Raw genomic sequence first — 16,158 nt, forward strand, 5'->3', positions numbered from 1 at the left:
ATAGCGAGGCCGTGATCGTGTTACGACCCGGCGTTCGTCAGTTAATTTTTAGGATGTTGAGAGATTAAAGCGCTGAAGGGGGACATCGCTCGGCGGGAGCGATTTGCAGTTCTTGTAAAATATGTTTCGCCACAGCGGCGGCGTGATCGGCAACCTGCGGCAATCCCATCAGTTCACCGAAGCGCGCACGCGCAGCGGGACCGACGACAAACAGTCGTGCGTTGGGCTGGCCGTTAACATTGAGCGTGTGCGATTGGCTATCGACATCAATACCAAAACCGAGCAGGTCAGCGCGGATTAGCCCTTGCTGGCTGAGCGATTGCAGCAGCGGCTGGCTGGCGGTTAAGGCTTCATGGCCGGGACCGGTTGTGACAATCAGATGATCGAGGCGATGGGTTTCGCTGGCGCCCTCGCGCGTGCGTAGCGTGATGTCCAACTGCTTGCCGACATTGGAGATGTCGCTAAGGCGCGCGGCCAGCACCTTCAGACTGCCCTGCTGGCGACGTGCGCTGATCACCGCTGACACCTGCGGCGCGATGCGATAGCGATGCACATCCCACCACGAGCGCAAGTGACGAACAAAGCGCTGCTGCTCGCGCAGCGGCAGCGATTGCCAGATATCCTGACCTTGCACGCGCACCTGATCGAGCACGCGCTGCCACGGCAAATCCTGTTCCGCGGCACGCGCGACTTCGGCACGGATATGTCGCAGCCACAGACGCGCACTGGACGCTTGTTGCGGGGCTAACGTCCATTCAGGCCATTCACCGCTCAGGTTGTCGCGCGAGAGCTGTCCACGGCGTGAGAAGGCGATTAACGGGCCACGATGCTGTCTGGTGCCCAATGAAGCCACCACGTCCGCCATGCTCAAGCCGGTACCGATAATCGCCACCGAGGATTGAGGATCGATGGCGTCTAATACGCTGTGCTGCCACGGATTGGCAATCAGCGCCGGATGCGCCGAGAACGGTTGCAGCGCACGCGGCAACGATGGTGGCGGATGACTGATCGCTAACGCCAGTACATCACCCCGCAACATTTCGCCGTTGCTGAGCAACAGCTGCTCGCCTTCCCAGGCCACGGCGCTGGCCTGAACATGGCGCAGCGTGACGTGCGGATACGCCTGCGCAGCTTGCGCAAACTGTTCTGCCAGATAGCGACCGAACAGGCTGCGCTGCGGATAAACTGCGCCGTCTTCACAGTGCACTACTGAGTCCAGTGAACATTCCGGCTGTTGGCGATACCAGCGGTCAAACGCGCCCTGCTCTTCACCGCTTAACTGCATGCGCGAAGCGGGTACGTTGATGCGGTGCGAAGGCTCCTGCGTGGAATAGGCAACGCCGCCACCGAGGTTGGCGCGCGGTTCGACCACTGTAATCAGTAATCTGCTCGATGAGGTTCGTGCGAGATGAATCGCCAGCGCTGTGCCGCTAAAGCCACCGCCAACAATGATTACCCGTGCCATTGCCTTCTCCTGCATTAGCTGGCGCTCGTCTGTTTTGACGGACGCTTATCGCCACCAATGGTTTCACCAAACGGGCCAGTGTTAATGGTGCGCTCACGCTGCTGCTGCGCATTAGCCAGCGGTAGCAGCGGTAATAGCAACTCGGCCACGCGATGCGCTTCTTCCAGATGCGGATAACCGGACAGAATGAAGTTGGTGACACCCAGCGCCTGATATTCGCGGATACGCTCAGCCACCTGCTCCGGGCTGCCGACCAGCGCAGTGCCCGCGCCTCCGCGCACCAGACCCACACCCGCCCACAGATTTGGCGAGATATAGAGGTTGTCGCGCGAGCCGTTGTGCAACGCGCTCATTCGTGCCTGACCGGCGGAATCCATACGCGCAAAGATTTTCTGCGCCTGCGCGATGGTTTCTTCATCAAGATGACCAATCAACTTATCTGCCGCCGCTTTGGCTTCTTCTTCGGTCTCGCGCACAATCACATGCAAACGAATGCCATATTCCAGTTTACGTCCGCGATGCTCTGCACGTGCGCGCACCACTTCCAGCTTCTCAGCAACCTGCGCTGGCGGCTCGCCCCAGGTGAGATAGGTATCGATCTGTTCCGCTGCTACATCAATCGCCGCCTCAGATGAACCACCAAAATAGAGCGGCGGACCCTTTTCCTGCACCGGCGGGAACAGCACTTCCGCGCCTTCGACGTGAATGTGTTTGCCTTCGTAATCCACTTTCTCGCCGCGCATCAGGCGGCTGTAGACGTCGAGGAACTCTTTGGTGACTTCATAACGTTCACTGTGGTTGAGAAAAATGCCGTCGCCTTTGTTCTCAATCGGATCGCCGCCGGTCACCACGTTAATCAATAAACGCCCTTCAGAAAGACGATCAAGCGTGGTCGCCATGCGGGCTGCCAGCGTTGGCGGCTGCAGGCCAGGACGCACAGCCACTAAATAGCGCAGACGTTTGGTGATCGGCGCTAACGCCGAGGCCACCAGCCAGGAATCTTCACAGCTTTTGCCGGTAGGAATTAATACGCCATAGAAGCCAAGATTGTCGGCGGCGAGCGCCACTTGCTGTAAGTAGGGTAAATCGACCGGGCGTCCGCCTTGCGTGGTGCCAAGATAGCGTCCATCACCGTGCGTCGGTAAAAACCAGAAGACATTAATTTTATCGTTCGCGGAATCGGCCATTATGCTTTTCCTATATAACTTTATTAAAAAATGATCATTTTGAACTGCTTATTTGGTTATATAGCTGTTAGCAGAAAGCGTGCCAGGTTGTTAACTGGCGCGAATCGCCGTATTTCAGGCGGTTAGCCTTGTCGCCGTCAACCAAAACAGTTGCATTTGCAACTCTGGCGCAACAGCTATTGCTGCATATGCAACTGCTTATGCTTTTTATATGGTGTTAATAGTCAGCGTGAGCATTTAGGTTAACGATATGCTCGTTACAGGACTCAATACCATGTTAACCACCTATAACCACACCGACTCACCGCGCTTAGTCGATCCCGCTTCTCTGGCGTTTCAATCGCTGCTGGATAAATTCGCGCCCACGGATGCCACCGTTCTGATTGTCGGCGAAACCGGCACAGGTAAAGAGGTGGTGGCGCGCTATCTGCATCATCACAGCCAACGCCGTCATGGCCCTTTTCTCGCGGTTAACTGCGGTGCTTTGACAGAAAGCCTGGCTGAAGCCGAGTTGTTTGGCCATGAGAAAGGCGCTTTTACCGGTGCGACGCAGTCACATCCCGGCTGGTTTGAATCAGCGCAAGGCGGCACCTTGCTGCTGGATGAGATTGGCGAGCTCAGTCCTTCACTGCAGGTTAAATTGCTGCGTGTGCTGCAGGAGCGTGAGATTACGCGCGTGGGCTCGCGTAAAGCGATCAAAGTGGATGTGCGAGTTATCGCGGCTACGCATGTGGATTTGGCGCAGGCGATTCGTGAACGACGCTTCCGCGAAGATCTGTTCTATCGCCTGAATATTGCGGTGGTGCCATTACCGCCGCTGCGTCAGCGCCGTGAAGACATTCCGCTGCTGGCGCAACACTTCCTCGCCCTCTACGCACGACGTTTAGGGCGCCCGGCACGGCGTCTTTCTCCTGATGCGCTTGAAGCGCTGCGCGAATACAGCTGGCCGGGCAATATCCGTGAACTGGAGAACACGCTGCATAACGCCGTATTGCTAAGCCGTGAAGAGACGCTGACGCCCGCACAGCTGCGACTTGCTGGTTACAGTGAACATGGTTTTAACGAGTCAAACGATTCAACGCTCGACAGTTTTCTTCAGCAGCAGCTAACCAGTCAGCCGCAACAACTGTTTGATCGCGTTATCAGCAGCCTTATTAGCAATGCGCTATCGATGACAGATCACAATCAAACCCAGGCTGCGGCGCTATTAGGTATCAGCCGCCACACATTGCGCACGCATCTGGCGAATCAGGGAATGATTAAAGGACGGCGAAAAGCGCCGGTAACTACGTCGACATCTCATACACACGGGACGCAGGAGCGTGAGCTGCGCATTGGCTACCAGAAGTTTGGCAATCTTGGCGTATTGAAAGCCCGTCAAAGCCTGGAACACTGTTTCGCTCAGCAAGGCATAAGCGTGTTGTGGAGTGAGTTTCCCGCCGGGCCACAGCTGCTGTATGCGCTGCAAAACAACGAAATCGATTTTGGTACCACCGGTGAAGTACCGCCAATCTTCGCTCAGGCGAGTGGCAATGCAGTGACTTATATCGCGTGGGAGCCGCCAGCGCCGAGCAGCGTTGGCATCGTGGTACCGCATGACAGCGATATTCGTACCATCAGCGATCTGCGCGGTAAGCGCATATCGGTTAACAAAGGCTCGAACGTTCACTGGCTACTGCTGCAGCTACTGGAGGAAGCGGGCATTGGTTTGGATGAACTGAAAGTGGTGTATACGCCGCCAAAATATCCGCTGACGGCAAGTGATTATCTTTCGGTTGATGCCTGGATGATGTGGGATCCGTTGCTCAGCGCCGCGGAGAGCAATCCCGAGCTGCGGGTTTTGGTTAATGGTGAAGGGCGCGTACGTAATCATCAGTTCTATCTGGCGCGGCGTGATTACGTTGAACAGCACGATGACATCCTCAGACAGCTGGTGGAGAGTTTGCAACAAACGGGTTTGTTCATCGATAGCCATCGCCATCAAGCATCGATGTTGTTGGCTCAGGAGCTGGGATTGGAAATCGCATCAGTTGAACATGCCTTGACTCGCCGCAGCCACAAAACGCGTGCGATGGCCTTCGAAGTAATCAAAGAGCAGCAGACCATCGCCGATCGCTTTTATGCGTTGGGGCTGATTAATAAACCGGTGCGCGTGCGCGATGCGGTCTGGCAATTTTCATCAGCTTTAACGTTAATTGAGTAAGGTGAGTCTTGAAAGTTATCCACGTTTTCTGTGGATAAATCATTGAATATCATCTGGCTAATCTCGCCTAGGGATTTTTGAGGGTGGCTGAAACTAAAAGTTAATTGGCGATTTCAGCCTGAAATTTTATCAAAAACCCCTTATATTTCATATCAATAGAGATGAAATCGATTAGGCGAGCAGATGAAATTTCACTCGCTGCCTGGACGGCAATTCTGCTGTGGCTGCCTTTTGTTGCTTTCGCACACAGCTGGTTAAATTGGCTGCAGTCAGTTAATCAGTATTGGTGATTTATTAACGGATATCTTTGAGCTGCTGGCTAAAACAGTGGCGATTTCAGGCTGAAATTTCCGCGGCGATAATCTATATTTCATACAGTTAGCGATGAAATTACGCTGGCGAGGCATTGAAAAGGGCATAAAAAAACCGCCCGGAGGCGGCATTTCAATTACTGATTAAGATACTTATTGAGCGTCTCGTTAATCACCTTATCCAGCTCTTCCTGCAACTCTTTTGACTGGCGATTAAACTCGTAGCTGAACATGCGTCCGCGCGTTTTCTTACGCGCAAAGCGGTCTTTATCGGCGAAACTCCATAATGGCGTCGCCACGGTTTTATCTTTTGCCGGTGACTGAATCAGCGTCTGGCTACCGTTACGCACTAAACGCAGAATGCCATTCTTCACTTCGTCTTCGGCCAATCCATCGCGCGCGCATACGGTATCAACATCCATACCGATAGTATCGATCAGGGCATCAACCGTTTGTCCGGTTTCCTGCAGCTTCTCATACGCCTGAAGCAGCGATTTATAGTCAGGATAGGTCAGCTCTGAATGATTCGGGAACAGCGTTACCAGCTCAAGCGGCACGCTTGCCGCTTGCAATGCACGCGTTACCTTGGCCTGCGATAAGCCTTCGCTTTGCGCAATCTCTTTCTGCGACAATCCACTCTCTTTAAGCGATAGCAGACGCATGCCCACTTCACGCAGATTGTGCTCGCGCGCGGTCTGAATATCCTGGGCTAAACGGCGCGCTTCTTCCGCCGAGATAGCCACGTCTGTAACCAACACATCAAGCCCAGTTTTGCAGTGCAGAGCCGCTGCACGACGGCGTGAACCATCGAGAATCTCAATGCGATCGTCACGCTTTACGCCAATCGCCGGGAAAAACTGCTGCAATTTGATGGTGCGAATGATGTCGCGCAGCGATTCTGGCGTCAGGCCAGACTGATCGCGGCCATTGGTTTCCATCTTAACGAAGGTTTTCTCTTCAATTTCCTTCGCCGGGATGTGCTCCAGCGTGAACAGGGCGCGTTTACCCGTCGCCAGAATAAATGTCTGAGAATGGCCATCGGCGCTTTCTTCAGTCTGCAATGGTGTCTGGCTGAAAGTTCGGCCAATAGTGATTCTTTTTGCGCTCATAGTAACCTCAGTTCAGGCGAATGAATTCAATACGGTCAAATACGGCTTTCGCGAAATCTTCCGCCGCTGAACGCGCATTCTTTAAGGCTTCGGTGCTGCCCACGTAGGTTGATGGATTGGCTGAGATAACCGTATCAAACGACTCTCCGCAGCGCTCAAAGCCATCCAGACGCGGCAATGCAGCATCAAGCATATCGCCGCCAAAAATCTCTTTCGCCAGGCTGTGACACAGCTTGTGGTCCGCTTTATTCGACAGTTTAGACATAAAGCCAATGTTGCCCTGCAAACGGCAGGCTGCGCCCGATTCTTCAATGATGCCAATCAACTCCGGCAAACGCGTTAAGTACTTCAGCGTGGAGTGGAAATCCACCTGCGCGGGCGGCACTGGCGTCATCAGCAGGTCTGAAGCAGCAATGGCGTTCTTCAGGAAGGCATCAAGATGCGGGCCGCTGTCGATAAAGATAAAGTCGTAATCTTTCTTCAGCTTGGCCACTACATTGTCATACAGCACCGCGTGGATGTTTTGCTCGGGCAGGTGAGCGGCACACAACTCTTCCCAACGCGAGGCAATGAAGGCGTCATCAATTGACGCCGGCAGCACATCGACGCCCGGAATAATCGAGGAAACGATAAACTCGTTGAGCAACTCTTCGCGGCTGACGTTCTGTAGCATCGCTTGTGCGGCGGTCGCTTCTACTAATCCCACTGAACGTTGATGGTTCAGGAACATGGTGGCGGAAGATTGCGGGTCCAGATCGATGACCAGAATACGCAGATCTTCAAATAGCAGATGCGGATGCGCACGTAATGCGTGTGCCAGCGAAACGGTAGAGACCGTTTTCGAAACGCCGCCTTTGAGGTTGCCAACAAAGATGCTAAAGGCTTCATGGTGGCGATCGCGGTACTTGGGCACACCGCGATGGTGATAGATATCGATGATGTTCTGAATCGACATCGCATACTTGGTTGAGCTGCCCGCTGCACGCTTATCGAACGGATAACCATTTTCTTCCATTTCGTTGACAGCGTAATCCACGCTCGCACGCGTCAATTTGGGCAGTTTGGCTAACGCCGCTTTAGCGTAAACCTGATAGAACGTGTTTTCCCGCAATTCTTCTTTCTGCGCCTGAATCTGTTCAGTCAGGCTCATCAGCATTCTTTCTGAACGTTGTGCGACCTTCAGAACCTGCTTCTCATCGTTAGCCATACTTGCTCCACACATGTAGGATTTATGACTTTATACATAAATCCAGCACATGAGGCAAATATATCTCTTCTGCTCAGGAAGAATAAGTTATGTGAAAAGACCTTGATTAAGAGCGGTTTAACGCAAAGATTCACTGTAATCAGCGTTCGTAATTTAGTCATCCCGGTTTTTTGTTCAATATTGAACCGCTGAAATCTTGTTCAAAGGCCCAAAGATTCACTGTATTCAGTAGCCGGTTTCTACTCTGTATACTTTTAAACAGAGAAAAGAGAAGGGGGCTTGCGACCAAAATTGCTGGAATATTCACTGTAGTTAGTAAGCTGATAAGCGTCGTAGATAAACGTTCACTGCAATCAGTAAAAGGTTCACTGTAATCAGCGAGCGGTGGCTGAAGATTCACTGTAATCAGTAGATGATGCCTGGAAGTAAAAACAGGCGAGAGAGCAACGATAGTGCCATGCTGGTGAGATGTTCACTGTAATCAGCAAACCCTCGCGACGTTTTCACATAACGCCAAACGTTCACTGTAATCAGTAAAAGCCTTGTACTCTTCATCGGCAAAGATTCACTGTAATCAGTAGACGTTGTCGCACTGCGATAAAACGTTCACTGTAATCAGTAAGTCAATTTGGCCAGACCGAGAACATTCACTGTAATCAGTAAAAGTTATGACGCTATACAGAACGTTCACTGTAATCAGTACAGCCCGACAAGCATGATAAGACAAACGTTCACTGTAATCAGTAGAGTGTTATTTGCCGACAAGCTGATATGCCTGGAAGCGCCATATGCGTTACAGCGAAATACCCAGAATGTCGTCAACAACATTCACTGTAATCAGTAAAACACGCTGCTGATTAAAACGCCCAACGTTCACTGTATTCAGTAAAAAACGATGCGCTAAGCGAGTTTGTTTCATGCTGCAAACCTGGCAGGGCAGGGGACGAGTTGGTAACGTTCACTGTAATCAGTGACAGCGTGACATGTTGTTCAAGCGGTATATGAGCGTCAGCACGAACGTCTCACGTTTCAGTTCACTGTAGTGAGAAGGCAAACCAAACGTTCACTGTAATCAGCTTAGTGACCAACCCTGTCACTTTTACTGGCTGTATTCACAGTCAAACTGCTGATTACAGTGAATCAATTTGAAACAGACTTTTTTAATGGTTATAAATCATTAAGTTGCATTTGAACGTTCACTGTATTCAGTATGCAGCCTGTAATTGGCATTCACTGTAATCAGTGAAAGCGAGCGCTCAAACAAACGTTCACTGTGATCAGTAGAGAGGCAGTGAAAAAAGGAAGTTAAGTACTGCGTCACCGCCCTTGTAAGTACTCACTATCCTTGTAAGTAGCTTAGAAAGGCTACAACGCGGTGCAAAACATCGCATAAGACACAATAAAAGCAGAAGGTTTCTGATTACAGTGAACGTTACTGATTACAGTGAATCACGTGAGGACAGCTGATTGCAGTGAATGTTAGCGGATAGAGCATGTGTCACTTTTGCTCAAAAAGTGACACAGCTTAAGGAGAATTACTGATTACAGTAAGCGGGCAACATCATTCTTCGAACTCAATATCTTCCAGCGAATCGATGCTTTCGAGATTGCTGATGCCGTCGAGTTTCGGCGTCCTGCTGTGGATGATGAAGAACACCGAACGGCCACGTTTCACTTCCGAATAGTCGAGATAGCCGATCTCTTTGAGCTGCTCCATCGCACGTCGCACCACGTGATTTTGCGTGGTGGTTTTCGAGCCCAGATTTAAACGCATACGCAAACGCGCCAGAGAGATGGGCGCCGGATTCGTTGGCAAACTTTCGAGATAGGTATACAACGCCTGAGCCGATTCTTTACGTTTTAAACGCGAAATGGCTCGCAGCTGCAGTAACACTTTATGGTCGAAATTATAGAGCTCGAATAACTTTGGATCGGCCTGGATGCGCACCAGATCCTTTTCACGATCGTAATACGCCGATTGCACAAGGTGAGTGTGATAGGCTTTGCCATTCCCTTCAAAGGACAACGTATTGGTCGCAATGCGTCGCAGAGAGGCATCTAAGCGCTTACGTAGCGCAGCCGAAGAGTTTGCCGACGGGATCCCGCACATCTTGACGAAATCGATAAACGGCAGCGTCACGGTGTCGCCCTTAGAAGGATAACGCGAGAAAGACTGAATAATACCGGCCCAGGTTTTGAAATCATTATCCATGTCCAGCCTTGCGCCGGTAATGGTAATTTTTTCATAGCCTTCCGATTTCACTAAAGAAAGGTTCTTCAGCTCTTTCGTTGCATCGGTCGATGCCATCGCGCCTGATTTACCGCGCGCTGTGGACTTCAATGTAGGAACAAACAGACCCAGGCGCATTAAAGCGACCGGTTGTACGGTGTTATTTTTATTGGGGTGGAGTTGAATAACTTCACCGCTGTTTTTTGTCACCGACAGAAAAGGCTCGAGTAACGCCTTGTTTTCACTCTCTTTATCTGCCATAGCCTGAGATCTTCATTCTGTGGATGAAAAGGGTCGTTTTCTGATTACAGTGAACATTAACACTGTTTATAGTGAACATTCTACTCTCTATAGTGAATAAACTACTGACTCCAGTGAACACTTTACTCATTATAGTGAACGCGATCACCTTCTGAGCCCTTGTGGGGTGCGGCCTGCGACGATCGGGGATCTCTTAGGATCTCTTTAAGATCTCTATATGATCTTTCTTTAAGATCTATTCACTGTATAACTTAATAACGCCAGGACTGAAGCGGCTTTAGACAGGCAAAATGTTTAAAACAGCCCCATCGCGATAACATCCTGTTTGATCCCACCAAATCATCAGTTATATGCGATCTGGATCCTTCTATTTCTCCATAAATGAACAACTTCCTCATCATTATTCATTTTTAAGAAACTATATCCCGGCGTAAAGTGAACTTCATCGAACATCACATCACTTATGACGAGGACATCTTTCATGACTGACAACGTTATCTCCCGTAACCCTACTAGCGGCGAAATCCTCGCAACCTATCCGCTGCAGAGCGCAGCCGAGTTGGAAGCCGCATTGCAGCAAAGTGCTGATGCCTATGCAGAATGGCGCTATACCGCGATGCCGCAGCGAGTGAAAGTGCTGCGTCAACTGGCTGAACAGATTCGCCAGCGTCAGGATGAGCTCGCAACCATGGCCACACTGGAAATGGGCAAACCGATCGCTCAGGCACGTGCTGAAGTACTGAAATGCGCCAATCTGTGTGACTGGTATGCAGAGAACGGTCCGACGATCCTTGCCGACAAACCAACATTGGTGGAAAACCAGCAAGCGTGGCAGTCATTTCGCCCGATTGGTGTGATTCTTGCTGTAATGCCATGGAACTTCCCTTACTGGCAGGTTCTGCGCGGCGCAGTCAGCATGTTGCTGGCAGGCAATACCTACGTGCTCAAGCACGCGCCGAGCGTAATGGGATCCGCCAACCTGATGAAGTCACTTTTTGACGCCACCGAACTGCCTAAAGGCGGCTTTACCGTGATCAACGTCGATAACGATGGCGTTTCGGCCGCGATCAAAGATCCACGAATTGCCGCTGTAGCGGTAACCGGCAGCGTGCGTGCAGGCGGTGCAATTGCAGCGCAAGCCGGTGCAGTACTCAAGAAAACTGTACTGGAGCTGGGCGGCGCGGATCCTTTCATCGTGCTGGCGGATGCAGACCTGGATGCTGCAGTGGCCTCAGCGGTCACAGGACGCTATCAGAACACAGGACAGGTCTGCATGGCAGCCAAGCGGTTCATCATTGAAGAAAGTGTCGCAGAAGCGTTTGAGGCGCGTTTCAGCGCAGCGGTGCAGGCATTGAAGATCGGCGATCCTTTGGCAGAAGATACCTACATCGGACCAATGGCGCGTTACGATCTGCGTGACGAGCTGGATAATCAAGTGCAGCAGACCATCAAGGAAGGCGCACGTTTGGTATTAGGCGGCCATAAGATCGACGGCCCAGGCAACTATTACGCCCCGACGATCCTCGCCGATGTCACACCAGCCATGACCGCATTCCAGCAAGAGATCTTTGGCCCGGTCGCAGCAATTAGTGTCGCTCGTGATGCACAACATGCCCTTGAGCTGGCAAACGACAGCGAATTCGGGCTGAGTGCAACAGTGTGGAGCGGCAACGAAGCGCTGGCCAACGAACTGGCGGAAAAACTCGAGACCGGCGCGGTATTTATCAATGGCAATGGTGCGTCAGATCCGCGAGTTGCGATTGGAGGCGTGAAGAAGAGCGGCTATGGTCGTGAACTGTCAAGCTTTGGCGTCCACGAATTCTGCAATATTCAGACGGTATGGAAAAACCGCCGCTAAGCATCACAGGGCGCGTCAGGCGCGCCCTTATTCCCATCCTCCGCCCCCAGATATCTCGCATCTCATACCGTTGCACATCATTTAAAATGTTGTGGACCAGTTCAAAAAATCCACCAGTGGTATTACAAAGGTATTATATCCGGTGTTAGATTTGCCTCCACCTACACCGGGGAGTCCTTTTAAATGAAAACAACAATCCCAAAACTGTCGTTCATGATGTTTCTTGAATGGTTTATCTGGGGCGCATGGTTTGTACCGCTCTGGGCATTTCTCAGCAAAAACGGCTTCTCGCCGGTTGAGATCGCCTGGTGCTACGCCTGTACTTCGATAGCCGCCATCCTGTCGCCGATCCTTGTCGGATCGCTGGCCGATCGCTTCTTCCAGGCGCAGAAAGTGTTGTCGCTGCTAACAATCGTCGGATCGATTCTGATGTTCTTCGCAGCTCAGCAAACGCATTTCGGCGGTTTCTTCCCGTTGCTATTGCTGTATGCGCTCACTTACATGCCCACCATCGCCTTAACCAATAGCATCGCGTTTTCGCACGTCGCGGATGTGGAGCGTGATTACCCGCGCATTCGCGTCATGGGCACACTTGGCTGGATCGCGTCTGGCATCGTTTGTGGTTTCCTGCCGCCGCTGCTGGGCTATGGCGATATCTCAGCCAGCAACGTGCCGTTATTGATCACCGCCGCAAGCTCGCTATTACTGGGCATTTTTGCCCTGACGTTGCCCGCCACCGAGCCGAAAAGCACCGGCAAATTCAGCCTGCGCGTCGCGCTTGGTCTGGATGCGCTGCATCTGCTGAAGGATCGCAGCTTTCTTGTGTTCTTCGTCTGCTCCTTCCTGTTCAGCATGCCGCTGGCGTTTTACTACATCTTTGCCGAAGGCTATCTGACGGAAGTCGGCTTGCCGCACGCCACCGGTTGGATGACGCTCGGCCAGGTTTCGGAAATCTTCTTCCTGCTGGCGCTACCGTTCTTCATCAAACGCTTTGGCATCGGCAAAGTGCTGCTGCTGGGATTAACCACCGCCGCACTGCGCTACGTGTTCTTCGTGTTCGGTGGCGATCAAAACATGCTGACTTACGGCTTGCTGTTCATGGGCATTCTGCTGCACGGCGTCAGCTACGATTTCTACTTCATCACCGCTTACATCTATGTTGATAAGAAAGCGCCAGTGGCGATGCGTAATGCTGCGCAAGGGCTGATCACGCTGGCCTGTCAGGGTATCGGCAGCCTGCTGGGTTACCGCCTTGGCGGCTATCTGATGCAGGAAATGTTCGCCTACGACCAACCCCGCGACGGGCAGACTTTCAACTGGGCAGGCATGTGGATGTTTGGCAGCGTGATGATCGTAATGATCACCATCGCCTTTATCGTCCTGTTCCGCGACGGCAAAAAACGCAGCGATGAACTTACCGCTTTCGAAAATTCAGCAACCGCTGACAGCCATAAATAAGAGATTTCACCATGACGATGACAACGCAAGAAAAACGGATTTTAGGCGCGTTTTACGGCCAGGCGCTGGGCGATGCGATGGGCATGCCATCCGAATTATGGCCGCGCTCACGCGTGAAGCAGCACTTTGGCTGGATCGATCGCTTCCTGCCCGGTCCGGCTGAGAACAACGCCGCCTGCTACTTTGGCCGGGCGGCCTTTACCGATGACACTTCTATGGCGCTGGCGTTGGCTGATGCGATCGTCACTCACGACGGCGAGATCAACGCCCAAACCATTGGTGCGAATATTTTGCAGTGGGCCGAGTCGTTTGATGCCTTCAACAAAAACGTGCTTGGACCGACCTCAAAAATCGCGCTCAACGCCATGAAAGCCGGCACGCCAGTGTCGCAGCTGGAAAATAACGGCACGACTAACGGCGCAGCGATGCGTGTGTCACCGCTCGGCTGTCTGCTGCCAGCACGCGATTTACCGGCTTTTATTGATGCCGTCGCACTGGCGTCGAGCCCTACGCATAAATCGGATGTCGCGATTTCCGGCGCGACGGTGATTGCGTGGGCTGTTTCACGCGCCATTGACGGTGCCAACTGGGCAACGATCCGCGATGAACTGCCCGCGATCGCACGCGCGGCACAGGAAAAGCGTGTCACCACCTTTAGCGCGTCGATGGCGGCACGCATCGAACTGGCGTTAAGCGTGGTCGTGCAGGGCAGGGGCGTGGAATCCACCATGCAGCATATTTACGATCTGGTAGGCACCGGCACCAGCACCATTGAATCGGTACCGGCGGCGATTGCGATGGTGGAATTGGCCGAGACCGATCCTAATCGCTGCGCGATCCTTTGCGCTAACCTCGGCGGCGATACCGATACCATCGGCGCGATGGCGGTGGCCATTTGCGGCGCGCTGCACGGCATCGACAGCATCGACGTTGCCTTGAAAGCCGAGCTGGATGCCGCTAACGCGCTGGATTTCACTCGTTACAGCGCTGCATTCACGCGTTTCCGCCAGCAGCGCGAGGCCGCTTATGTTGACGCCTGATGATCTGCAGAGACTTGAAAGCCGTCTGCCAGTGCTTGTGATTGGTGCGGCGGTAGTGGATGTGATTGCTGATGCTTACTCGTTGCCCCATCGTGGCAGCGATATTGAGCTCCACCAGCAGGGCGTCAACGTGGGCGGCTGTGCGCTGAATGTGGCGATTGCGCTGCACCGGCTTGGCATCCCGTCCATCAATGCGCTGCCGCTCGGCAACGGCACTTGGGCCAGCATTGTGCGGCAGAAGCTGACGGAATATGGCATCCACAGCGTGCTGGAAACGGCGAAAGGCGATAACGGCTGGTGTTTAGCGTTAGTGGAACCTGATGGCGAGCGTACTTTTCTGTCAGTGAGCGGCGTGGAAAATCAGTGGGATGCAGCGCTGCTGAACACGTTGCCGCAGCTGGCCAATCGCTGGATCTACCTTTCCGGCTATCAGCTCACCAGCAAAAGCGGTGATGTGCTGATCGACTGGCTGGAGCAGCAAAGCCAGCCGTATCAGCTGCTGTTGGATTTCGGTCCGCGTCTGGCGGATATCGGTGATGCGCATTTCGAACGCGTTATGGCGTGCCACCCACTGATTACAGTGAACAGACAGGAAGCCGAACTGCTGTGGCATGAACGTTTGAATCAAACAGAACCCATTGATGCGCATCAGTTAATGACGTGCTGGCAGCAGCGATTCGGCGGCGCGATGGTGGTGCGACTTGATAGCGAAGGCGCCGGTTTCGTTAACGCGGAAACACAGGGCTGGATGCCGGCGCTGCCGACAAAAGTGGTCGATACCATAGGTGCAGGCGACAGCCACGCGGGTGGATTACTGGCGGGATTAGCGTCGGGTTGGCCACTGGCAGAAAGCGTTGCGCTCGGCAACGCGGTGGCGTCTTATGTGGTGTCACAACGCGGCGGCGATTGCGCGCCCGATCGCGCCACGTTAACAGCTTACTGGCAACAGCGCCTTACTCCGCAATAAACACATACATATCGCTACGACAGTAGCTAATGCTGTACTCCAGCGGATTGCCCTGCGCATCTAACGCCAGCTGCTTGATCACCAACACAGGTACGTTGTCAGGTAGGGCGATCTGCTGCTGCAGCGCCTCATCAGGCATGCGAGCACTCACTCTGCTTTGCGATTTAACCGGCAGAATTTGTTGCTGGTGGAAATAGTCGTACAGCGAAATGCCAATCTCATCCGCATTAGTGATATAGCGCGCCGGTACCCAGGATTCTTCCACCGACACCGCTTGCTGATCGACATAACGAATGCGTTTCAGCAGATACACTTCGCTGCCTTTGTTCAGCCCCAATTTCTCAGCGATTTCTGCATCGCATTGGATTTTGCTTTTATTAATCCACACGGTATCGGGCTTTTTACCACGCAGCACTGCTTGCTGGGACAAGCCTTTCGGCTCTTTCAGTGAGTACTCGAACTGGGTGCAGATCTGCGTACCGTAGCCTCGAGAGCGCAATACCACGCCCTCTTTTTCCAGCGCATCCATGGCTTTACGCACGGTAATGCGCGAAATGTTCAGCGACTGGCTGAAGTCACGCTCACTCGGCAGGATCTCTTCATGCACTAACACGCCATCACGCACCGCATCTTTAATTGCAGTGGCAAAGCGTTTGTACAGCGGCGTGCGGCTGTTATCAGCAAGGGTAAAAGTCAGCCGCGAAAATAGTGCTGTATGGTCGGTCATAGCGGGCGGGTTCACTTATCCTGGTAAGCGGCAGAACGTCTATGATACTGACTTTCAGGCGATTGGGATACGCCAGTAAGCGCATGAAAATTGATCTTACCCGTAAGCACGACTATAGTAATGCTTACGGATGAA

12 protein-coding genes are annotated in these 16,158 nt (G+C 52.7%); 5 read left to right on the plus strand and 7 right to left on the minus strand.

The genetic code is table 11. The features are described 5' to 3' along the window. Window positions 1–64 precede the first annotated feature (64 nt). Both ACYAC5_RS20015 and ssuD read right to left on the minus strand, forming a co-directional pair. Window positions 65–1,465, minus strand: a complete 1,401-nt coding sequence (locus ACYAC5_RS20015; RefSeq protein ID WP_405042323.1) for an FAD/NAD(P)-binding protein — start codon at window positions 1,463–1,465, stop codon at window positions 65–67. Between the two features lie 14 nt (window positions 1,466–1,479). Then, window positions 1,480–2,652, minus strand: a complete 1,173-nt coding sequence (gene ssuD / locus ACYAC5_RS20020; protein ID WP_462063221.1) for an FMNH2-dependent alkanesulfonate monooxygenase — start codon at window positions 2,650–2,652, stop codon at window positions 1,480–1,482. A gap of 274 nt (window positions 2,653–2,926) precedes the next feature. Here ssuD and ACYAC5_RS20025 point away from each other — a divergent pair, with 274 nt between their 5' ends. Continuing rightward, window positions 2,927–4,855, plus strand: coding sequence for a sigma-54-dependent Fis family transcriptional regulator (locus ACYAC5_RS20025; RefSeq protein ID WP_192414692.1), 1,929 nt, complete (start codon window positions 2,927–2,929; stop codon window positions 4,853–4,855). A 448-nt stretch (window positions 4,856–5,303) separates the two neighbouring features. On the opposite strand, the gene ACYAC5_RS20030 is transcribed toward ACYAC5_RS20025, so the two are convergent. The 4 genes from ACYAC5_RS20030 to ACYAC5_RS20045 form a co-directional block, all read right to left on the minus strand. Next, complete coding sequence (locus ACYAC5_RS20030; protein ID WP_110867047.1) at window positions 5,304–6,275, minus strand: ParB family protein; 972 nt, start codon at window positions 6,273–6,275, stop codon at window positions 5,304–5,306. A gap of 7 nt (window positions 6,276–6,282) precedes the next feature. Continuing rightward, window positions 6,283–7,482 carry an AAA family ATPase gene (locus ACYAC5_RS20035; protein ID WP_101761164.1) on the minus strand — a complete coding sequence of 400 codons (1,200 nt, stop codon included), beginning with the start codon at window positions 7,480–7,482 and terminating at the stop codon, window positions 6,283–6,285. A 793-nt stretch (window positions 7,483–8,275) separates the two neighbouring features. Next, window positions 8,276–8,401 (minus strand): hypothetical protein, encoded by a 126-nt coding sequence (locus tag ACYAC5_RS20040; protein ID WP_255527839.1) that lies wholly within the window; start codon window positions 8,399–8,401, stop codon window positions 8,276–8,278. Between the two features lie 642 nt (window positions 8,402–9,043). Continuing rightward, on the minus strand, window positions 9,044–9,973 hold the full coding sequence (locus ACYAC5_RS20045; RefSeq protein WP_007886110.1) for a RepB family plasmid replication initiator protein: 930 nt from the start codon (window positions 9,971–9,973) through the stop codon (window positions 9,044–9,046). Between the two features lie 481 nt (window positions 9,974–10,454). Between ACYAC5_RS20045 and ACYAC5_RS20050 the strand changes: the two genes are divergently transcribed. From ACYAC5_RS20050 to ACYAC5_RS20065, 4 genes are all read left to right on the plus strand, one after another. Next, a complete protein-coding gene (locus tag ACYAC5_RS20050; RefSeq protein WP_462063226.1) occupies window positions 10,455–11,831 on the plus strand; it encodes an aldehyde dehydrogenase family protein in 1,377 nt (458 codons plus the stop codon). 183 nt (window positions 11,832–12,014) lie between these two features. Next, window positions 12,015–13,289, plus strand: a complete 1,275-nt coding sequence (locus tag ACYAC5_RS20055; RefSeq protein ID WP_271460611.1) for a nucleoside permease — start codon at window positions 12,015–12,017, stop codon at window positions 13,287–13,289. Window positions 13,290–13,300: 11 nt separating this feature from the next. Next, the gene (locus ACYAC5_RS20060) at window positions 13,301–14,329 is read left to right on the plus strand and encodes an ADP-ribosylglycohydrolase family protein (RefSeq protein WP_462063228.1); all 1,029 of its coding nucleotides are present in this window, start codon (window positions 13,301–13,303) and stop codon (window positions 14,327–14,329) included. Continuing rightward, window positions 14,316–15,296: a PfkB family carbohydrate kinase gene (locus ACYAC5_RS20065; RefSeq protein WP_462063230.1), complete on the plus strand. Its 981-nt coding sequence runs from the start codon at window positions 14,316–14,318 to the stop codon at window positions 15,294–15,296. The genes ACYAC5_RS20060 and ACYAC5_RS20065 overlap by 14 nt, the downstream gene beginning before the upstream one ends. On the opposite strand, the gene ACYAC5_RS20070 is transcribed toward ACYAC5_RS20065, so the two are convergent. Beyond that, window positions 15,283–16,023 carry a GntR family transcriptional regulator gene (locus tag ACYAC5_RS20070; protein WP_462063232.1) on the minus strand — a complete coding sequence of 247 codons (741 nt, stop codon included), beginning with the start codon at window positions 16,021–16,023 and terminating at the stop codon, window positions 15,283–15,285. The genes ACYAC5_RS20065 and ACYAC5_RS20070 overlap by 14 nt on opposite strands. Window positions 16,024–16,158 lie beyond the last annotated feature (135 nt).

Source organism: Pantoea sp. y20, assembly GCF_054903455.1.